The 19,884-nt window shown below is 70.3% G+C and carries 18 protein-coding genes; 9 read left to right on the top strand and 9 right to left on the bottom strand.

The window, feature by feature from the left end:
• Window positions 1–33 precede the first annotated feature (33 nt).
• Entirely contained in the window at window positions 34–807 is a 774-nt protein-coding gene (locus AB0B91_RS30300) for a helix-turn-helix domain-containing protein (RefSeq protein WP_358326767.1), read from the top strand.
• Between the two features lie 204 nt (window positions 808–1,011).
• On the opposite strand, the gene AB0B91_RS30295 is transcribed toward AB0B91_RS30300, so the two are convergent.
• Window positions 1,012–1,917, bottom strand: a complete 906-nt coding sequence (locus AB0B91_RS30295; protein WP_358326764.1) for an NAD(P)H-binding protein — start codon at window positions 1,915–1,917, stop codon at window positions 1,012–1,014.
• Window positions 1,918–2,289: 372 nt separating this feature from the next.
• On the opposite strand from AB0B91_RS30295, the gene AB0B91_RS30290 reads away from it, so the two are divergent.
• Together AB0B91_RS30290 and AB0B91_RS30285 are read left to right on the top strand one after the other, a co-directional pair.
• Window positions 2,290–2,871: a hypothetical protein gene (locus tag AB0B91_RS30290; RefSeq protein ID WP_358326761.1), complete on the top strand. Its 582-nt coding sequence runs from the start codon at window positions 2,290–2,292 to the stop codon at window positions 2,869–2,871.
• Window positions 2,872–3,072: 201 nt separating this feature from the next.
• A complete protein-coding gene (locus AB0B91_RS30285; protein ID WP_358326758.1) occupies window positions 3,073–3,390 on the top strand; it encodes a hypothetical protein in 318 nt (105 codons plus the stop codon).
• A 660-nt stretch (window positions 3,391–4,050) separates the two neighbouring features.
• Here the strand turns inward: AB0B91_RS30285 and AB0B91_RS30280 are convergent.
• Window positions 4,051–4,809 carry an IclR family transcriptional regulator gene (locus AB0B91_RS30280; RefSeq protein ID WP_358326755.1) on the bottom strand — a complete coding sequence of 253 codons (759 nt, stop codon included), beginning with the start codon at window positions 4,807–4,809 and terminating at the stop codon, window positions 4,051–4,053.
• 75 nt (window positions 4,810–4,884) lie between these two features.
• Here AB0B91_RS30280 and AB0B91_RS30275 point away from each other — a divergent pair, with 75 nt between their 5' ends.
• The gene (locus tag AB0B91_RS30275; RefSeq protein WP_358326752.1) at window positions 4,885–5,679 is read left to right on the top strand and encodes a cyclase family protein; all 795 of its coding nucleotides are present in this window, start codon (window positions 4,885–4,887) and stop codon (window positions 5,677–5,679) included.
• 14 nt (window positions 5,680–5,693) lie between these two features.
• Window positions 5,694–7,094 (top strand): MmgE/PrpD family protein, encoded by a 1,401-nt coding sequence (locus AB0B91_RS30270; RefSeq protein WP_358326749.1) that lies wholly within the window; start codon window positions 5,694–5,696, stop codon window positions 7,092–7,094.
• Here AB0B91_RS30270 and AB0B91_RS30265 read toward each other — a convergent pair.
• Together AB0B91_RS30265 and AB0B91_RS30260 are read right to left on the bottom strand one after the other, a co-directional pair.
• Window positions 7,091–8,125: an SPFH domain-containing protein gene (locus AB0B91_RS30265; protein ID WP_358326746.1), complete on the bottom strand. Its 1,035-nt coding sequence runs from the start codon at window positions 8,123–8,125 to the stop codon at window positions 7,091–7,093. The two genes, AB0B91_RS30270 and AB0B91_RS30265, sit on opposite strands and share 4 nt — an antisense overlap.
• A gap of 33 nt (window positions 8,126–8,158) precedes the next feature.
• Window positions 8,159–9,334, bottom strand: coding sequence for a hypothetical protein (locus AB0B91_RS30260; RefSeq protein ID WP_358326743.1), 1,176 nt, complete (start codon window positions 9,332–9,334; stop codon window positions 8,159–8,161).
• An 87-nt stretch (window positions 9,335–9,421) separates the two neighbouring features.
• On the opposite strand from AB0B91_RS30260, the gene AB0B91_RS30255 reads away from it, so the two are divergent.
• Window positions 9,422–9,880, top strand: coding sequence for a hypothetical protein (locus AB0B91_RS30255; protein WP_358326740.1), 459 nt, complete (start codon window positions 9,422–9,424; stop codon window positions 9,878–9,880).
• A 12-nt stretch (window positions 9,881–9,892) separates the two neighbouring features.
• Here AB0B91_RS30255 and AB0B91_RS30250 read toward each other — a convergent pair whose 3' ends face one another.
• Both AB0B91_RS30250 and AB0B91_RS30245 read right to left on the bottom strand, forming a co-directional pair.
• Window positions 9,893–11,086: an acyltransferase gene (locus AB0B91_RS30250; protein WP_358326737.1), complete on the bottom strand. Its 1,194-nt coding sequence runs from the start codon at window positions 11,084–11,086 to the stop codon at window positions 9,893–9,895.
• A gap of 43 nt (window positions 11,087–11,129) precedes the next feature.
• The gene (locus AB0B91_RS30245; protein WP_358326734.1) at window positions 11,130–12,209 is read right to left on the bottom strand and encodes a cation diffusion facilitator family transporter; all 1,080 of its coding nucleotides are present in this window, start codon (window positions 12,207–12,209) and stop codon (window positions 11,130–11,132) included.
• Between the two features lie 56 nt (window positions 12,210–12,265).
• Here AB0B91_RS30245 and AB0B91_RS30240 point away from each other — a divergent pair, with 56 nt between their 5' ends.
• Window positions 12,266–12,622 (top strand): metalloregulator ArsR/SmtB family transcription factor, encoded by a 357-nt coding sequence (locus tag AB0B91_RS30240; protein WP_358326731.1) that lies wholly within the window; start codon window positions 12,266–12,268, stop codon window positions 12,620–12,622.
• A gap of 10 nt (window positions 12,623–12,632) precedes the next feature.
• On the opposite strand, the gene AB0B91_RS30235 is transcribed toward AB0B91_RS30240, so the two are convergent.
• The 3 genes from AB0B91_RS30235 to AB0B91_RS30225 all read right to left on the bottom strand — a co-directional run bounded on the left by AB0B91_RS30235 (window position 12,633) and on the right by AB0B91_RS30225 (window position 17,940).
• Entirely contained in the window at window positions 12,633–13,796 is a 1,164-nt protein-coding gene (locus tag AB0B91_RS30235; protein WP_358326728.1) for an acyl-CoA dehydrogenase family protein, read from the bottom strand.
• Between the two features lie 217 nt (window positions 13,797–14,013).
• A complete protein-coding gene (locus tag AB0B91_RS30230) occupies window positions 14,014–14,646 on the bottom strand; it encodes an ACT domain-containing protein (RefSeq protein ID WP_358326725.1) in 633 nt (210 codons plus the stop codon).
• 180 nt (window positions 14,647–14,826) lie between these two features.
• Window positions 14,827–17,940 carry a cytochrome P450 gene (locus AB0B91_RS30225; RefSeq protein WP_358326722.1) on the bottom strand — a complete coding sequence of 1,038 codons (3,114 nt, stop codon included), beginning with the start codon at window positions 17,938–17,940 and terminating at the stop codon, window positions 14,827–14,829.
• A 55-nt stretch (window positions 17,941–17,995) separates the two neighbouring features.
• On the opposite strand from AB0B91_RS30225, the gene AB0B91_RS30220 reads away from it, so the two are divergent.
• Together AB0B91_RS30220 and AB0B91_RS30215 are read left to right on the top strand one after the other, a co-directional pair.
• Window positions 17,996–18,553, top strand: a complete 558-nt coding sequence (locus AB0B91_RS30220; protein ID WP_358326719.1) for a TetR/AcrR family transcriptional regulator C-terminal domain-containing protein — start codon at window positions 17,996–17,998, stop codon at window positions 18,551–18,553.
• A 103-nt stretch (window positions 18,554–18,656) separates the two neighbouring features.
• Window positions 18,657–19,784: a S1 family peptidase gene (locus AB0B91_RS30215; RefSeq protein ID WP_358326717.1), complete on the top strand. Its 1,128-nt coding sequence runs from the start codon at window positions 18,657–18,659 to the stop codon at window positions 19,782–19,784.
• Window positions 19,785–19,884: the final 100 nt, after the last annotated feature.

The following is a 19,884-nucleotide window of genomic DNA, read 5'->3' as shown; positions in this document are numbered from 1 at the left end:
AGGGTCATGTCGGAAGCGATACCATGACACCTCGTGGACCGAAACCTCCTGGAGGCCGCCCTGGCAGCCGCCGAGCAGCATGGCAAAGACGTGGCCGACCTGCCGCTGAGCGCCATCGCGGCCGCCGCGGGTATCTCCCGCAGCACCCTGATCAGAAGGCTCCACGGATCACGGGCCCAGCTGGACGAGGCGGTCCGGGAGGCCGGAATCGACCCCGGGGGGCGCCCGCCGGTCCGAGACCGGGCCATCGAGGCCGCAGCTACGCTGATCGCCCGCGACGGGCTCGGCGCGGTCACCATGGAGGCCGTCGCGACCGCCGCGCACTGCTCCCCGACCAGCCTGCACGCCGTCTTCGGTAGTCGCGACGGCCTGCTCGCCACCATGTTCGACCGGTACGTCCCCGTGCCGGATCTGGAAGCGCTGGCCGCTGAACCACCCGAACGCATCGAGGACATGGTCCACGCCGTCTACGCCGCGCTGGCCGAGGCGTTCGCCCGCGAGCCACGGGTGTTGCCGGCCATCTTCGGCGACCTGTTCACCCGTCCCGACGGCACCGCCGCCCGGATGCTCAAGGCCAACCTGCCCAGAATGTTCGCCAGTCTCAGCACCCTGCTGACCACGCAGATCCAAGCCGGCCGACTACGGCCCCTCCCCCTGCCGCTCCTCATCCAGCTCATGATCGGCCCAATGGCAGGGCACATGCTGCTGCGCCCCGTCCTGCAAGACGGGCTAGGGGAAGGCCTGCCCCCCGTCGAGGCGGTCGCGCGGACATTCGCCGAGGCGTTCATCCGCGCCACCGCCCCCTGAGCCTGCCACGCTGGGGTTGCCGTAGTACTCGCTGGAAGCGGGCGGATATGGCGTGACCGGTGATCAGGTATTCGTCTGGAGGGGTCCTGGGCCTGATCGACGGCTTCGGGGTAGCGCTGGCGCCTGTCGTGCTCGGTCGATGCTGGTAAAGCTCAGGTCACGTCCCTTGCGCCTGCCGGTAGGGATGATCAGATCCCACGTGGCTCAGCCCAGGTAGAAGTCCCTGCGAGCGGCCACGAACGCCTCGATCGTCTGGGCAGGTACGCCTGTCACGCGTTCGACGTCGTCGGACGCGCGGTCGTAGCGGTTCTCGCGATGCAGCCGGGCCATGGTGGCGATGTGCTGTTCGGTGTGCGGCGGCAGGCCCGCCTTCGCGAGCACCTCGGCCCGCCACTGGTCCAGCGGCACGTCCACGTACGACACCGGACGCCCCAACGCGCGTGAGAACTCCGCGGCCATCTCCGTCATGTCGACCGTACGTGGCCCGGTCAGCTCGTAGACGTGCCCGATGTGCGGAGCCGGGTCGCGGAGTACGGTGGCGACCACCCGGGCGACGTCGTCCGCGGCGATCGGCGACGTGCGCCCGGTACCGAACGGCAGCGCGATCGTGCCGTTCTCCCGGATCGATCGCGCCGCCAGCGTGGTGAACAGCGGATTGTTCAGGAACGTCGTCGGCCGGATCTGTACCACCGGCAGGCCCGACCAGTTCAGCACCTGCTCCGTCAGCCAGTGCAGCCGCTGCTGGTGCGACTCCGCGGTGCTGGTGGCGGTCATCTGCGACACCGTCATCTGTGACATGTCGACCAGGCAGGCCAGTTCCCCCTGCTCCCGCGCCACGGTGGCCACCACAGTCGCCGCCAGGAGCTGGTCCGGCGACACGGGCATCCCGAAGTACATCCGCCCGCCCCCCTCCAGGGCGGGCGCGACGGTCTCGGGCCGGGTCAGATCGCCGACGACCACTTCCGTGCCGAGCGCACGCAACTCAGCCGCACGATCATCGTCATGGTGGACCATCGCACGCGCCGGCACGTCCCACGCGCGCAGTTGGTCGAGGACCGAGCGGCCCACGTCACCGACCCCGGCGATGAGAACAAGGTTGCTGGCGGCCATCGGTCGATCTCCTTCTGCGTAGCCGAGTACCTGGGTGGAGGTGTGATCACGTGTGCGTGTGGCGTCTGAAGGAGTGCGGGACGTTCGGCCGAGTGGTGCCCGGCTCTGTGGGACGCTGTATTGCGAGACCGGGCGCGCAGGCCGCGAACCGGGACGGTGTGCCCGGCAGGCTCCTTCAGCGGGTGTACCCGCAGCCGAGCATCACGACGTGGGCGAATACCTCATGTTCGGGTCATCGGAGCGGCAAGCACCTGTCTCATCCCTGAGCGCCCGGACCGAACCCCGACCTCGCGATGCGCAAGTGGCTGTGCGGCTCGATCATCACCGGCCCCGCCGCAGTGATCGCCAAGGTCTACGACCACGCCGAAGCCCGTGATCCCGCAATGTCCGTCCCTGGGTCGTACTCGTCGACGGAGCCCGCCACCAGCTCGATCTGATCACGGCGGAGGCCGCCCGCCGCGGCGTCAGCGTCCACATCGTCATCGACTTCGTTCACGTGCTGGAGAGTTATGGGCTGCCGCCTGGAGCCTGCATCCTCCCGCGGCACCGGCCGCCGAGGACTGGGTCGCCGGTCACGCTCTGGCCCTGCTGGCCGGGCACACCGGCCACGTCATCACCGCGCTGTCCGGTCAGGCGGCCACCACGGCCGCCCACCGCCGCGACGGCATCGAGGCGTGCATCCGCTACCTCACCAACAACGTCGAGTATCTGCGCTACGACCAGGCGCTGGAGGCGGGATGGCCGATCGCGACCGGCGTGATCGAAGGCGCCTGCCGCCATCTGATCGCCGACAGATTCGACCTCGCCGGGGCACGCTGGGGCCTGGCCGGAGCCGAAGCCGTCCTGAAACTCCGCGCCCTGATCGCCAACGGTGATCTCGACGAATACTGGCGTTTCCACCGCGCCCGGCAACACGAACGGGACTACCAGAACGGATGCTCCCTCACGGCTTGATCGCTCCAGCCACTGAGGAAGAGCTACGCCCGATTGAGCTTCTCAAACAGACAGACTGTTTCTCTATTCCGGACTACAATCTGCGGCCCTGCGGCCAGCCCGTAAACTGCTCACTAAAATTGCATACCTTTCCCCTATGGATCTCCACCAAGGCTGTGACTACCATCAAGCAGTAAACATCGACACCGAAGGAGGTTACTAATGGGCCGTATCAAGAAGTTCGGCGTTTCGGCGGCCGCGGTGGCCGCGATCGCCGCCGCGACAACCCTAACGTCACCGACCGCTCCCGCCCAGGCAGCGACCTGCAGCACTAACGCGCAGATCGGCACTATCGGCGGCACTGGCTGGGCGATGTGCAGCGGTGCCGGAGTGACTCAGACACGGGTCGTGCTCTTCTGCCAGGACAGCGGCGGTAGCTACACCACGGTATACGGCCCTTGGGTTGTTAATTCCGTTAAATCAAATGCCCGATGCAGCAGCACCTCATGGCCGATATCGGTCGGATATCAAACAATGTGAGCCATCACAAGCTCATCCGATCGCGGCGTCAATTCCGGCTCGATCGTGACCCGAATGTTCCGGGTAAACCTTGAACCACCCGAAGTCTTCATCTTTCTTCCCAGGGGCACAATTAACCGGCCAAGGCCCTTCCCTCGCCACCCCTACGCGGCCCGCGCGGCCGGCTCTTCGCCGAGGAGGAGTCTCACCTGAGGTCGGTGTCAATGTCACAGGAACATGTCACCATCGGTTCGGAGGTGTCCGGCAGTGGCCAAGAAACGCGGCGGCAAAACCTGGACGCTGGCCGGCGCGGCGAAAGCTGGCCCGGGAGGCGCCGATCGCCACGGTACGGCATCTGCGCACAGCAGAGATCTCGCGAGCCTGGCATCAGCAGAAACTGCCAGTGGGCTATTTGGTAACGACTGCCCGGCGCCTCAAGAACATGAGTTCGCACCTGCCATCCAGCCAGGGGCCCGCCGAAGGTCAACGAGGTCGTCGCAGGCGAAGCCTGCGACGGGGAGGACGTCCGAGCGAAGCGAGGTCCTTCGGGGTCGGGGCTTTGGCCCGACTGGAAGTAACGTCTGAGCCCCCAAAGCGCGAAGCGCCCAAACCGAAGCCCGTTGTGCGCCGAAGGCGCCCCCAGAAGGACGTCCGGAGCGAAGCGGAGGTCCTTTGGAACGGTCAGAGGTGGCCGAGGTGGGCCGAGAGGCGGTCGGTGGTCTGTAGGAGGGCGGCGGCGCAGGCGTCGGCTTCGGCCATGAAGCGTTCTGCCGGGCCGCAGACGCTGATGACCGCCGCCGGCCGGCCATGGTGGTCGAGGATGGGGGCCGCCACGGAGGCCGCGCCGCTCTGTCGTTCGGCGATCGACATGGCGTACCCCCGGCGGCGGATGAGCGTCAGGTCGGTACGCAGGCGGGCGGGGTCGGTGACCGTGGCGGGCGTCAGGCTCTCCAGGGAGCGGTCGAGATAGCGGGCGATATCCGCTTCTGGGAGGAACGCCAGGAACGCCTTGGATGATCCGCCCGCGTGCAGCGGATACGGGACGCCCAGCGAGACCGACATGATCACCTCTCGCTCGGGTGTCGCCTGGTCGATGTAGACGCGGGTGTCGCCGGTTCTGATCGACAGGGTGGCGGTCTCGCCGGTCAGCCTCGACAGGGCGGGCAGTTCGGGCGCGGCCAGCCGGCGGACGTCGATGCGGTCGAGGTAGGCCAGACCCAGCCGCATCGCCGTCAGCCCCAGCGAGTAGCGCCTGCTGTCCTCGTCGAGCACGACCAGCCCCCGGCTCCTGAACGACGCCAGCACCCGGTGCACCGCCGCCTTCGACATGCCCAGGCTCTCGGCGATCTCGGTGACGCCGAGCGTGTCCGTGCCCGCCTCGGCGAACCGGACGAGGATGTCGGCGGCCCGTTCGACGGTGGCGGCGGTCTGGCTGGGCATGGTGCGCCTTTCGCGGCGAATCGTGTGTACTGTCGGAAACAGCATTCCTACTATTGGAACACAAGGAGCCGTCGAATGTCGCTGTGGAAGGCTCTGGAGGGATCGCGCGTGCTGGACCTGGCGCAGCCGATGCGCAAAGGCATGCCGCAATCCCCCAACCACCCGCCGTTCCGGATGGCGCTGGAACGCCGGCACGGCGACCTGGTCAGGCCCGACGGCGGCTCGGCCGCCAACGAGATCATCGTCACGGGCGGCCACGTCGGCACGCACGTCGACGCGCTCGCGCACGTCTCCCAGGAGGGTCTGCTGTACGGCGGGCGGCCCGCGGCCGAGGTGATGTCGCACGCGGGGTTCAGCGACATGGGCATCGACGGGTTCGAGCCGTTCGTGGGCCGGTGCGTGCTGCTCGACGTGGCCGCCGTGCACGGGGTGGCCACGCTGCCCGCCGGGTACGAGGTCACCCCGGACGACCTGGAGCGGGCCGCCGGAGAGCTGGAGATCCGCGCGGGCGACGCCGTGCTGGTCGGGACCGGGTGGTCGCGGCTGTGGGAATCGGGGGACGACTTCGCCGGTCAGCGGAACGGCGTTCCGGGTCCGGGTGCCGACGCCGCCCGCTGGCTGGCCGCCCGCGGGCCGCGCGTCGTGGGGGGCGAGACGATCGCGTTCGAGCACATCGCGGCGGGCCGCGGGCATGCCACGCTCCCCGTGCACCGGATCATGCTGGTGGAGTCGGGCATCAACATCGTGGAGACGATGCGGCTGGCCGAACTGCTCGACTCGGGAGTACGCGAGTTCCTGCTGGTACTGAACCCGCTGCCGATCGTCGGCGCCACAGGCGCCCCGGTCCGCCCACTCGCCGTCATCGCCTGATCAGGGAGCGGATGTTGACCACTCATGTTCAGCGGCTCGCGGAGTTCGCGGTGGATTGTCGTGATCGGGGCGTGCCCGCCGGGGTACGCGACGACGTGACGGGCCGGGTGCTCGACGTGCTCGGCAACTGCCTGGCCGCCTACGCGGAGCCGGAGGGTGACGCGGCCCCCGCCGTGCTGCGGGCCGTACGGCGCTGGCAAGGGAACGGGGAGGCGACCGCGATCGGGAGCGGCGACCGGCTGCCCGCGCCGTCGGCGGCGCTGGTCAACGGCACGCTGGCGCATGCGCTCGACTACGACGACACGCATCTGCCGTCCGTACTGCATCCGAGTGCCCCCGTGGTGCCCGCCGCGCTGGCCGCGGCGGAGGCCACGGGCGCGTCCGGCGCGCGGCTGATCGCGGCCGTGGCGGCGGGCGTCGAGGTGTGCAACCGGCTCGGCATGGCCTCTTACCTGCCGGAGGCGGGAAACTCGCTGTTCTTCGAGAAGGGCCAGCACGCCACGTCGATCTGCGGCACGCTCGGCGCGGCGGTCGCGGCCGGGCTCCTGTACGGCTTGGACGCCGACGGCATCGCGCACGCCGTCGGGGTGGCGGCCAGCATGGGGGCCGGCCTGCTCGAGGCCAACCGTACGGGCGGCACGATCAAGCGGGTGCACTGCGGCTGGGCCGCCCACTCGGGCGTCACGGCGGCCGTGCTCGCGCTGGAGGGACTGACGGGGCCGCCCACGGTGCTCGAGGGCCGGTTCGGCTTCTTCCAGGCGTGGCTCGACGGCCGGTTCGACGCCGAGGCGCTGCTGTCGGACCTGGGCGAGCGGTGGGAACTCCTGCGTACGGTCTACAAGCCGTATCCGACGAACCACTTCACCCATCCGGCCATCGACTGCGCCCTCGCCCTGCGCGCCGGCGACCTGTCCCCCGCCGACATCGAGTCCGTCGAGCTGGGGGTCGCGGCCCCGGTGCTGCGTACCATCGCGGAACCCCGGGCCGACAAGGTCAAGCCGAGCTCGCCGTACCACGCGAAGTTCTCGGGACCGTACACGGTCGCGGCGGCGCTGCACGGCGGCGGCGGGCTGGGGCTGTCGCTGGACGACTTCGCCGCCCTCGATCCGGAACGGCTGGCGCTGGCCGAGCGGGTGCGCTGCGTGGCGGACGAGCGGGCGACGGAGATCTTCCCGCGCGCGTTCGCGGCCGTGCTGCGGGTACGGCTCCGCGACGGCTCGCTGCTGGAGCACCGGGTCGACTCGTCCCGCGGCGGCCCGGAACATCCGCTGACGCCGGAGGAGCTGGCGGTGAAGTTCCGCACGAACGCGGGGCGGGCACTGGGCCCCGACCGCGTGGCGGCCCTCGTCACGGCCGGCCGCAGCCTGCCCGAGACCCTCACCGTGGCACCGCTCCTCCACCTGACGATCGCCTAACCGCTCCTCCCACTGACGTTCTTCGAGCGGTCCGTCGTGGCCGGGGTCGCTGTCTCCTGGAACGTGCCCTCTGAGGACACCGCCTCCGACGGGGACGGCGGCATCACCTCGCGCGTGTCGTGGAGCGGCGGCAACTGCGCGGGCTCCTCGCGCTGAGCAGACCCCAGCGCAGCCGCAGCCTCCCGTTCGGACACCTCAGGAGAAGGCTCAGGCGCTTCGCGGGCGGTTTCCCCCTGGGAGGTCACGGCGGGAGCCGGCTCCTCCCCCGGCGCGACGTCACGGCCCATCCGGTCGAAGAAGCGCAGCAGCTCCACCGGCAGCGGCATGATCAGTGTCGTCGTCTTCTCCGCCGCCACCTCGACCACCGTCTGCAGCAGGCGCAGCTGTAACGCCGCGGGCGTCTCGGACATGATGGCCGAGGCGTCGGCCAGCTTCTGGGCGGCCTGGAACTCCCCGTCGGCAGTGATGACGCGGGCCCGGCGCTCGCGTTCGGCCTCCGCCTGCCGCGACATCGAGCGCTTCATCGACTCGGGCAGCTGCACGTCCTTGATCTCGACCCGGTCGATGTGGATGCCCCAGCCGAGCGCCGGGCTGTCGATCATGAGGGCGAGGCCCCTGTGCAGCTCTTCGCGGTTGGACAGCAGGTCGTCGAGCTCGCTCTTGCCGATGATCGACCGCAGCGAGGTCTGCGCCACCTGTTCGACAGCGAACAGGTAGTCCTGGACCTCGATCGCCGCCCGCAGCGGGTCCTGGACGCGGAAGTAGACGACCGCGTCGACCCTGACCGAGACGTTGTCGCGGGTGATGCCTTCCTGGGTGGGGACCGGCATGGTGACGATCTGTACGTTGATCTTCTTCATCCGGTCCGCGAAGGGAATCAGGAAGGTCAGCCCCGGCTGACGTACCTGTCTTTGAGCCCGGCCGAAGCGGAAGACGATGCCTCGTTCGACCTGGTTGACCACCCTGACGAAGCTGAATGCGGTCCAGAGCAGGATCACGGCGATGACGGCGAAGAGAATGCTGCTGACCATGATGGTGTCCCTTCCGCATCGAGCGTAGGCCGGTCATGGCGAGGTGGTCCACCGTGGCCCGTCGGGGGTGTCCTCGACGAGCACGCCGCCGCTGAGCATCGCCGCCCGCAGCGCGTCGGCGTCCCCGTAGCGGCCCTGCCCGCGCAGGTCGTCGCGGAACGACAGGAGGGGCTCGACGAGAGAGCGCAGGCCGGCGGTGGTGGACACCTCGGCCAGCCGGGCGATCAGCAGCCGCATCAGCTCTCTGGCCTCGTCGACGCCGCCCGCGTCCTCCTCGGTGTCGGCCGCCCACTTGACCAGCTCCGCCTCCAGGTCGAGCACGGCGCGGGCGGCCGCGACCAGGTCGGGCTCCGCCGCGGCGCACTGGAAGCGCCGCTCGCACGAACGGACCGTCTCCTCCAGGGTGATCTGGGCCGGCGCCGGAGCGGTCGCGGGGCGAGGCGGCGGAGCGGCCACGGCACGGCCGCCTTCGGCCAGGTGGCGGAGCTCCCCCAGGTCGATGTGGGTGCCCGCGGGCAGAACGACCTGCGAGCCTGTACACCGTACGGTCAGCCCGCCGCGGCCCGCGACCTCGACGGTCTCGGCGTCGAGGTCGAGGACGACCGCGGTGTGCTCGTCGATGCCGAGAACGGCCGTGCCCGGCGGCAGCTCGCGTTCCATCCGGGACAGCCGCCGCTCGCCCAGGTAGCAGTAGCGGGTGTCGTGGGTGCCGCCTTCGGCGTTGTCGAAGTGCGGGATCAGGACCGCGCGCAGGCCGAGCGCCGCCAGCAGGTCGAGGCCCTCGCGCCAGTGCGGCTCGGCGCCCACCTTGTAGATCTCGTAGACCGGCACCGTCGCGAGCCCGGCCGTGCAGGCGGCGGCCGAGGCCAGCACGGTGACGCCCTGGCGGGCGCGGACGCGGGCCCGCAGATCGCCCGCCGTGGGCGTGGCCGTCCAGCGGTCGAGCGCGTACGTGGGGCTGCCCGGACCGGAGAACACCCAGTCGGCGCCGGCTGCTCCGGTCGCCACCTCGACCTCCAGGCCGACGCTCCGGGCGAAGTATCGGCGGGCCCGGGCGGAGATGTCGGCCGCGTTCTCCTGGAACGCGTAAGGCGTGTCGAGCAGCACGGCCCTGGCGCCCGCGCGCAGCCGCTTCGCGGCGGAGCGGTGGACCTCCACCATGGTCGGGCTCGTCTCGCCCGACCCCATGAGCACCAGCAACCCGGACATGCTGTCCGCCTCTCTCTTCGCGCCCCACCGACCGCAAGCAGTGCGAAGTAATCGCTTTTGCATATGACTGGCAGTAAGTTGTGGGCGGTGACGGGAAGACACGTGGTCTCGGTCGAGACGCTCATGCTAAGGGCGACCACTGACAGTAAGTGGGCGTATCGGCGTGCCACCACCTTGCCGCGCCCCGGAGAGGCTCCCGACCAGGCAGCGCGGCGAGTCTGCGGAGTCGCGGCCGACGCACCCGCGACCGTCGTGCACTCCACGAGCTGGCGCTACCGGCCCGAGGGAGAGATCGTCCTCACGTACGCGGTGTGCCCCGATCCGGAGCCCGAGTTGCCGGCCATCGAGCTGCCCGCCCTGGAGATCGTCATCGGCGACGCGCCCGCGAAGCCCGCACCGGACCGGATCGAGGTGGCGAACGTCGTCGCGCACGCCATCCGGCACCTGGCCTTCCTGGTTGACGAGGACCCGGTCGTGCGGCAGGCGCTCGCCCACCACCCGGACGTCGTCACGGCCCTGAACCCGGCGTTCGCGCCCTGCTCGTAACCGGCCGCGCCTTCACCCCGTGGACCCGGAGGAACGCCACCGCCTCCGGCGGCCGAATGCCTGCATCGGCTTCTCGATGAAGCGGTACGCCAGGGCGCTGGCCAGCAGGACCAGCGCCATGGCCAGCACGGCCAGGCCGAGCTGCAGCGGCAACGGCGACCGGCGCAGGTCGCCGCTCACCTCGACGAAGAACTTCAGCAGCGGATGGTGCACCAGGTAAAGCGAGTAGCTGATCAGCCCGAGCCAGGTCAGCACCCTCGGCACCCGCCTGCCGCGCAACGCCATCCCGCCCGCGAACGTCACACCGGCCAGCACGATCGTGGTGATCCACACATCCGGCTCGACCCACCACCAGCCGGACTCGATCGCCCAGACGGGGGCCAGCGCGACCAGCGCCGCGGTGGCGGCCACCGGCCACAGCCCGCCCGTGCCACGCTCCCACCGCTGGATCGCGGTCCCGGCGAACATCACGCTCAGCACGGCCACGCCCATCCACGGCACCCGGCCGCCGAGGACCAGCAGCGCCACCGCCATCAGGCCCAGCACGCAGGCGGCCTGCGTACGGAATCTGCCGGAGATCACGCACGCCAGCCCGGCGAAGAACACGGCGCCCGAGGCGTAGGCGAGCCAGCCGCCGTCCAGCACGGCCCCGGCGAGCAGCAGCCCGACGATCACCGAGCCCGCGGCGAACAGCACCGCGAACAGGCCGCTCCGCTCGTGCTGCCGGGTCACGAACAGCGCGGTGACGATCAGGTAGAACACCATCTCGTACGAGAGCGTCCACATGGTGTCGGCGACACCGCCGACGCCCACCACGTCGAGCAGCATCGTCGCGTGCCCCACCACGGCCGTCCCGTCGCGGGGCACCTCCTCGCGCACCGGCACCCACCAGGCCGCCGCCAGCACCAGAGCGGCCACGGCGAGGTAGAGCGGGTAGAGCCGGAAGACCCGGCTGACCCAGAACGCCCGCACATCGCCGTGCCGCTCCAGCGACATCGGGATGATGTAGCCGCTGACCAGGAAGAACACCAGGATGCCGTAGACGCCGAGACTGAACCAGTACGGCCGGAGAGCCGGCAGGAACCAGGGCAGCAGGTGCTCGGCCACCACCGCGAGCGCCCCGATGCCGCGCAGGGCGTCGAGCCAGGCGAGGCGGTTCGGGGTGTGGGTCGTACTGGGCTGAGTCGCGGCGGGGGCGATCGACACCCGCCCCAACCTACCCTGACCCGAACTAGTGATGCCCCCGCTTTCAGCGGTGGCTGGTCAGCGGGGCGTGGTGGTCGGCGCCGGCCGGGCCGTGGGGGTCGGTGTGTACGGTGGCGGCGCGTAGTTTGGGCAGGTCGTGGATGAGGCGGTGTTCGGCCGCCACCGCCACCGCGTGCGCGTTCACGAGCGAGAGGTGGTGGCTCACCAGGATGTCCACCTCGGCGTGCAGCGCGTGGCCGATCCAGCGCAGCCGTACGGAGCCGACGCGTTCGACCCCCTCGACGCCGCCCAGGATGGCTTCGGCCTCGTCGACGAGGGCCGGGTCGACGGCGTCCATCAGCCGGTGGTAGATCTCGCGGGCGGCGTCCCGCAGCACGAAGCAGATGGCGACGGTGATGAGCAGGCCGACGATGGGGTCGGCCAGCGGGAAGCCCAGCGCCGCGCCACCCGCGCCGATGAGCACGGCGAGGGAGGTGAAGCCGTCGGTTCTGGCGTGCAGCCCGTCGGCGACCAGCGCGGCGGAGCCGATCTGCCTGCCGACCCCGATCCGGTAGCGGGCCACCCACTCGTTGCCGAGGAACCCGACCACGGCCGCCGCGGCCACCCACCCGACGGCCCGCATGTCCCGCGGGTCGAACAGCCGCGTGATCGCCTCGTACCCGGCCAGCCCGGCGGAGGCGGCGATGATCAGCACGATGGCGATGCCGGCGAGGTCCTCGGCCCTGCCGTACCCGTAGGTGAAGCGGCGGGTGGCGGCGCGGCGGCCGAGCGAGAACGCGATCGCGAGCGGCACGGCGGTGAGCGCGTCGGCGACGTTGTGCAGCGTGTCGCCGAGCAGCGCGACGGAGCCGGACATGACGACGATCACGGCCTGGACGGCGGCGGTGACCAGCAGCACGCCGAACGAGACGGCCAGCACGCGCAGCCCGCGACTGCTGCCCTCCAGGGCGGCGTCGGTCTTGTCGGCGCTGTCGTGGCTGTGCGGCGCGAGGGCATGCCCGACCTTCGAGACCAGCCCCTTGATCCCGCCGACCCCACGCTTACCCTCATGACCATGCCCGTGCCCGTGGCCGTAGCCGTGCTCAGGTTCGGCTGAAGGGCTGGAATCGTGCTTATCGGTCATAGCACTCCTCACTCCGCACTTGCCCAACGAATCCGCGCAAGCCACTATATGTAGTCATGTACGCACGCGACAACGTCTCAGGTGCCACCCAAGCGCAACAGCAACCCACTCCCGCGCAGGTGAACAGCGCCGTCGACGCGTTCCGGATGCTCAGCGACGCCACCCGGCTCAGGCTCATGTGGCAGCTGTCGTCAAGCGAGCTGGACGTGAACTCGCTCTCGGAGGCGGTCGGCGTGGCCCGCCCGTCGGTCTCCCAGCACCTGGCCAAGCTCCGCCTGGCGGGCCTGGTCGACACCCGCAGGGACGGCCGCCGCGTGCTCTACCGCGCCCGCGACGGCCACGTCCGCGCGCTCATCGCCGAAGCCCTCTTCCACGCCGACCACGAGGTCTCCGGCCTGCCACCGCACGACTAGCCCGCGGACGTCACCAGCCGATGTGGTTCTTGCCGGAGACGAGCGAGCGGGCGATGACCAGCCGCTGGACGTCGTTGGTCCCCTCGCCGATGGCCATCAGCGGCGCGTCCCGGTAGAGCCGCTCGACGACGAACTCCTGCGAATAGCCGTAACCACCGTGAATGCGCATCGACTCCAGCGACGCCTTCAACGCCACCTCAGAGGCGAAGTATTTGGCCATCCCCGCCTCCATGTCGACCCGCTTCCCGCTGTCGGCCTGCGAGGCCGCCCAGTAGGTCAGCAGCCTGGCCGCCTGGATCTCGGTCGCCATGTCGGCCAGTTTGAGCTGTACGGCCTGGAAATCGGCGATGGGCTGGCCGAAGGCGTTCCGCTCGCGGGCGTAGCCGATCGCGGCGTCGTAGGCGGCCTGGGCGACGCCGACCGCGCGGGCGGCGATGTTGATCCGCCCGATCTCCAGCCCGCCGAGCACCTGCTGCATGCCGCGCCCCTCGACCCCGCCGAGCAGCGCGTCCACGGGCACGCGTACGCCGTCGAGCACGACCTCGCACGTCTCGGTCCCCTTGTAGCCGAGCTTGGGCAGATCCCGGCTGACCCCGAACCCCTCGGCCGCCGGGTCGACGAGCAACACCGACATGCCCTTGTGCGCGGGCTCGGTGACGGACGTCTTCACGAGTACGGGCAGCGGGTCGGCATGGCGGGCGTTGGTGATCCATGTCTTGGTGCCGGTCACCACATAGTGATCGCCATCACGGACCGCCCGGGTCTGGATCCCCTGCAGATCCGTCCCGGCACCGGGCTCGGTGAGCGCGATCCCGGTACGGCGGGCCCCGGTGGCCAGATCGGCGAGATAGCGCGACTTCTGCTCCTCGGTGCCGTGCCGAGCGATCATCCAGCAGGCCAGCGAATGAGACCCGATGGTCCCGGCGACCCCCATCCACCCCCGGGCGATCTCCTCGAAGACCAGCGCGAACGACACCATGTCCGCCCCGAGCCCGCCATACTCCTCAGGCACCGTCAGCCCGAAGAGCCCCATCGCCTTCATCTTGTCCACGATCTCGGTGGGGTAGCGCCCGGAGTGCTCCCACTCGATGGCGACGGGCATGATCTCTTTGTCGACGAACGCCCGAAGAGTCTCTCGGAAGGCCCTCTGGTCATCGTTCAGCTGGAAATCCACCGGCTCCTCCTCAGAAAAACCACGGCCGGGGCCAAGAATACGCGCGTCGAAAACCCCGGCCCCGCCCACCGGAGGAGCGTCTCCCTGGACAGACCTGAGCCCTTTACGGCGGGTGGGGTCCACCGGGCCGGCCGTACAGAAAAGGAAAGAAGCCGATCAGCGGCCGGCGACAGAAGAGGTCTGTCGCCGGCCGCTGATCAGAAGGTCTGTCGAGCGGTCAGCGGCCGGCTCCGGAGATCGGTGTGGGGAGCACCGGGGAGAGTTTGGAGACGACGGCGACGATGCGGGCGGCACGTTCGAGTTCGGCGCGGTGGAAATGCGGCCCCTCCGCCCGTGCGACGACCACGTGCAGCCCATGGGTGGCCACCGGCAGCAGCATCAGCCGCAGATCGTCGGCCGCCCGCGTGGCGGCCCTGAGCGGCGGAGGTTCGGACAGTTCGAACACCGCGGGCGCGGACACGCTGGCATGGCGGACGACGTCACCCGCCAGCGCCAGCGACCACTCCGCGCCGCAGAGCCCCGGCAACGCGTCCACCAGGGTCGCGATCCCCCGCGACGGCTCCGACGCGACGTGCATCAGCAGGTCGTAGTCGGGTGCCGCGCCCGGGATGTCCTTGGTCGGCCAGGCGCCCTCGACGCGTACGCCCGGCACGGCGGAGAGCCGGTCGCGTACCTCGTCCGCGGTCACCGTCCCCGGCCAGGACACCGTGAAGTCGTCCACCGCCCGGCCCGTCTCCCGTTCCAGCACGGTGACCTGAAGAATGTCGGCGCCCAGCGCGCCAAGCGCCCGCGCGACCTGGCCCAGGCCTCCGGGCCGGTCCGGCAGCGACACCCTCACTCTGAGCAGCATGACCCGCCCCCTTTCCAAGAGGCTCTCACAGTGCCCGCGGAAGGTTTCCAGCATGTTCCACGCATATGTCATGCATGCTGCGGTTATATCCAAGGATGGACCGCTAATCCGGCATTGACGATAAAGGTTCGCCCAGCGCCACCTGCGGCTTTGCGCAGGCGGCGCCCAAGAGCGTGGAGATCAGGCGAACACGTCCTGCTGATAACGGCCCTGCTCCTCGAGAGCCGCCAGCCATCCCGCTCCGTCCGCGCCGGTCTTGTCCCGGTGGATCGCGAGCAACGCCCGCCGCACCGCGGGTGCCATGCGCAGCCCGTCGCCGCAGACGTACACGTGCGCGCCCGCCTCCAGCAGTTCCCACACCTCGTCCGCCCGCGCGGCGACCGCGTCCTGCACGAACCGGTACGGATGCCCGGCCACCGCCGAGTAGGCCATGGTCACGTGCACCCCGTCAGCCGCCGCCCAGTCCTCCACCTCGGCCCGGTAGAGCCAGTCGTGCGCGGGATGGCGGCACCCGGCGAACACCTCGGCCCGCCCGGTGGCCCCGGTCAGCGCCCGCTCCTCCAGGAACCCCCGCAGCGGCGCGAACCCGGTGCCGGGACCGACGAGGACCACCGGCGTGGCGGGGTCCTCGGGCAGCCGGAACGGCGGCGCGGGCACCCGGATGTAGCCGTAGAAGGTCTCTCCGGGAGCCAGCCCGGCCAGGTAGGCCGAGCACATCCCGCGGTACTCGCCGCTGCCCGACCAGGCGGGCCCCTCCACCAGCCCGACGGTGATCCTGACCAGCCCGGGGTCGGCCAGCGGCGAGGAGGAGACGGAGTAGTAGCGCGGCCTGATCGGCCCGGCCATCTCCAGGAAGACCGGCAGCGGCAGCTCGATCGCCGGGAAGCGGTCGAGCAGCGCCAGGGGCGAGACCCGCTTGGCCAGGATCTCGTCGGCGTAGTCGGCGGTCAGCGCGTCGAGCTGGCCGCGCGTCCACGGGCACGAGGTGTGGGCGGCCAGGGCCGCAAGGTCCGACCTGGTGGCCACCTCCTGGAGCTCGGCGAACTCGGTCAGCAGCAGCCCGGCCGTCACCGGCGTGTCCACGGGCAGGTGCGTGGCTCCGCTGGTGCGCAGCCGTACCACCTGCTCGCGGGGGACGCGCAGGCAGCGCAGCGCCCACTCCACCAGCTCCGGGTCGTTCTTGGCGAAGGCGGCCACGTGGTCGCCCGCCGAGTAGGTCACGCCCTCGGGCAGCCTGGCCACGATCGACCGGACGCCGGGACGCGGCGCCTCCAGCGAGAAGTCCCACAGCCCGGCCGGGTCGCCGGTCAGCTCCTCGTTGGACACCACGGTCAGCGGGAACGCCCGCGCGGAGACGACCGAGGGCCGCACCTCGGCCTCGCTGAGCACCTCCATCTGGTAGCGCGGCCCCGCGTCGGCGGCCGACGCGCTGTACTCCTCCGCCGTCGCCGCCCACAGCTTGGCGGTCCACGCCGACACGTCGCCGTCGAAGTCGCCGTCGGCGTCGGCCTCGCCCCGCTCGATCAGCGGCACGGCACCGGCCGCCGTCAGCTTGGCGAAGGCGCGGCGCGGGAAGTCCTGGTACGTGGGCCACTGGGTGTTGCCGCAGCCCAGCAGCGCCAGCCGTACACCCGACAGGTCGGGCAGCTCCTCCAGCGCGTCGAAGCGCTGGGCGTTGTCCGGCGCCTTGCCGTTGTAGGAGGAGGCGACCACCAGGAGCAGCCCGTCACTGGGCGGGTCGAGCTCGTCGAGGGTGGTCAGCGTGGTCGCGAAGCCGGCCCGCCCGGCGCGCTCGGCCAGCCGTTCGGCGATGTCGGCGCAGGTGCCCAGGTTGGAGCCGTAGGCGATGGTGAGCGCGACGCCGGTGACGGCGATGTCCTGCTGCTCGGCCGTCTCGACCGGCTGTTCGAGCACGGCGGCGCGCTCGTGGGGCCGGCGCTCGCGGACCCGGACGGTGAACCCGTCGGGCTTCAGCGTGAGCGTCTGCTTGATCTTCATCTTGTAGACGGCGGGGTCGGAGACGGCGAAGCGGCGCAGGATCATCGCCAGCGCCAGCCTGGCCTCGGTGAGCGCGAACTGGCGGCCGATGCAGGCCCGCTCGCCGTTGCCGAACGGCTTGTAGGCGGCGGGGTGGTGGTGGCGCTTGTTCTCGGGCAGCCAGCGGTCGATGTCGAACTCGTCGGGGCGCTCCCACGCCTTCGGGTTGCGGTGCAGCGACGGCAGCAGGATGACGACCGGCGTGCCCGCCGGCACCTCGTACTCGCCTCCCAGGGTGGTGTCCTCGATGGCGTTCACGCTGATGGCCGGGATCGGGGACCAGGAGCGCAGCGTCTCCTCCAGGATCCGGGAGATCACGTCCAGCTTCATGACCGTCTCGTAGGTCGGCGGCTCGTCGCCCGGCAGCAGCCGGTCGACCTCGTCATAGGCCAGGGCGAGGGTGTGGGGGTCGCGCAGCAGGTTGTACAGCGCGAAGGAGAGCAGGCCGCTGGTGGTCTCGTGCCCGGCGATCAGGAAGGTGAGGACCTGGTTGCGGATGTTCTCGTCGGACAGCCGGGCGCCGGTCTGCGGGTCGGACGCCTCCAGCATCAGGCCGAGCAGGTCCTTCGTGGCCGCGCCGCCCTCCGCGCGGCGCCGCCTGATCACGTCGTCGACCAGCTCGCGCATCAGCTCGATGTCGGCCCGGTAGCCGGCCTCCTGCTTGCGCCTGAGCTTGGTGACGACGGGGAGCTGCTGGTTGCGCAGCATCGCCTCGGTCAGCGCGCCGCCCATCGCGGTCAGGAACGGGTGCAGCTCCGGTGAGTCGAAGGAGTCGAACCGGTAGCCGAACCCGGTCAGCGAGATCGTGTCGAGGGTGAGCCGGGTCATGTCGTCGGCCACCGGCAGATCCTGCCCCGGCCGTCCCGCCCAGGACTCGACGAGCTGCTCGGCGACCTCCAGCATCTGCGGGTAGTACGCCTTCATCGAGCGCTGGCTGAAGGCCGGCATCAGGATCCGGTGCGCATGGCCCCAGACGGGCTCGTCCGGCCGGGCGGTGAACAGCCCGTCACCCGCGAAGTCGCGGACGATCGACAGGGGCGGGTTGATCTCCTTGCGGAACCGCGTCTCGTCACACGCCTCGGCCACCAGGTCCGGATCGTGGATCACCACGATCCGGCGGCCGAGCAGGTCGAGCTGGAAGATGCCCTCCGGATGTGCCCGTGCGACCTGCTCGAAGTAGGCGATGGGCGAATGCGAGGGGATCTGGAGCGCGTTGCCGAAGACCGGGAGCCCTCGTGGGGCGGGGATCTCTCTCATTGCGTACTCCCGTTGGGTAGCCATACACCGTATGGCTGACGCTACCATACGGTGTATGGCAGTGAGCGCGCGCAGGGGTACCCCGCTGACCCCCGAGGAGATCTACAACACGGCGTTGCGCCTGGTGGACGAGGTCGGCGTGGAAGGGCTGTCCATGCGCAAACTGGCCGCGGAGCTGGACGTCAATCCCATGTCGCTGTACCACCACGTCGAGAGCAAGACGGCGCTGATCTCGCAGATCTGCGCCTCGCAGGGGCTCCGTATGGAGTTGCCGGGGGAGGATCTCCCCTGGCGGGAACGGGTACGCCTGCTGGCGCACGCCTACCGCTCGCTGTCGCGCGACCACCCGAACATGTGGCGCTACGTCCACTCGCATCCGGAGATCATCGCCAGCCGGACGGGCGGGCTGTGGGACGTGCTGTTCTCGATCCTGGTGACGGTGGGGGTGCCGGACAGCGAGCTGCGACGGACGGCGGATGTGCTGTACGGGTTCGTGACCGGCCTGGTGTTCGCCGAGTCGACCGGGCACATCGGGCAGGGCCAGGACTCCGCGGAGGCCGACCGGACCTTCGAAACGGCGATCGACCTCATCATCCGCGGCCTGGGCGGCTGACCAACGTCAACCGGGGCCATATCACCGTGATAGGGGTCGTTTGCCATCTATGCCAATCCCTAGCAACCGCTAGCTTGACAAGCACCCCCACAAAGGAGTGCTCATGCGGAGTAAGCGCTGGCCTCTCTTAGGCGCCACCATCGTGGCAGCCTGCCTGGCCACCACCCCCCTGACCCCCGCCGCGGCGGCCTCGCCCTCTCCCGTCCCCTCGGATTCGACCCCGCCGTCCGTGATCGACTCCCTGGAACGTGACCTCGGCCTGTCCGAGCAGCAGGTCGTCACCCGCCTGGCGAACGAGCAGCGCGCGGCCGCCACCGAAGCCGCCCTGACCTCCTCGCTCGGCGCCGCCTTCGGCGGAGCCTGGCTGAACGGCGACGCCTCCAAGCTCCTGGTCGCCACCACCGACCCCGCCACCACCGCCGCCATCGAGGCGAAGGGCGCGCAACCCGTACTCGTCACGCGGACGCTGGCCCAGCTCACCGCGGTCAAGGACCAGCTCGACCGGGCATCGGACCAGGCCAAGGCCGGCGCGTCCCTGTGGTACATCGACGTGACCACCAACAGCGTCGTCATCGTCGCCGGCCAGCAGGCGGCCGGTGACACGCTCGCCACCGCCGCCGGCGTCGACCGGAACGCGGTCCGCGTGACCGTCTCCAGCGAGCAGCCGCAGACCTTCATCAACATCATCGGCGGCGCGCCCTACTACATCGGCTCCAGCCGGTGCAGCGTCGGCTTCGCCATCACCCGCGGCACCACCCCCGGCTTCGTCTCCGCCGGGCACTGCCGGGTCGCCGCCAACACCACCAACCCGACGGGCACCTTCCAGGGCTACTCGTTCCCGGGCAACGACTACTCCTGGGTCGCGGCTCCCGGTAACACCGCCACGCCGTACGTACGCGGCTCCGGCGGCGCGAACGTCACCGTCCGCGGCTCCACCGCGGCCGGCGTCGGCTCCTCCATCTGCCGCTCCGGTTCGACCACCGGCTGGCACTGCGGGACCGTTCAGCAGCTCAACGCCACCGTGAGGTACTCGCAGGGCACCGTCACCGGCCTCACCCGCACGAACGTGTGCGCCGAGCCCGGCGACTCCGGCGGCCCGTTCATCTCCGGCAGCCAGGCCCAGGGCGTCACCTCCGGCGGCTCCGGCAACTGCACCAGCGGCGGGACGACCTACTTCCAGCCGGTCAACGAGATCCTCAGCACGTACGGACTGACCCTCCGTACAGGCTGACGGCAGCTCTTCCTCGCGTGCCCGGTGCCCTTCGGTACCGGGCACGCTTCCTGTGTGTCCTGCGGCGCACACGCCAACCGTCCGAAAAGTTATGTCTAAT

This window comes from Nonomuraea sp. NPDC049141 (assembly GCF_040648415.1).
Lineage (GTDB): Bacteria > Actinomycetota > Actinomycetes > Streptosporangiales > Streptosporangiaceae > Nonomuraea.
The sequence above is the reverse complement of the archived record's forward strand: the minus strand, read 5'-3'. Positions and strand labels throughout refer to the sequence as shown.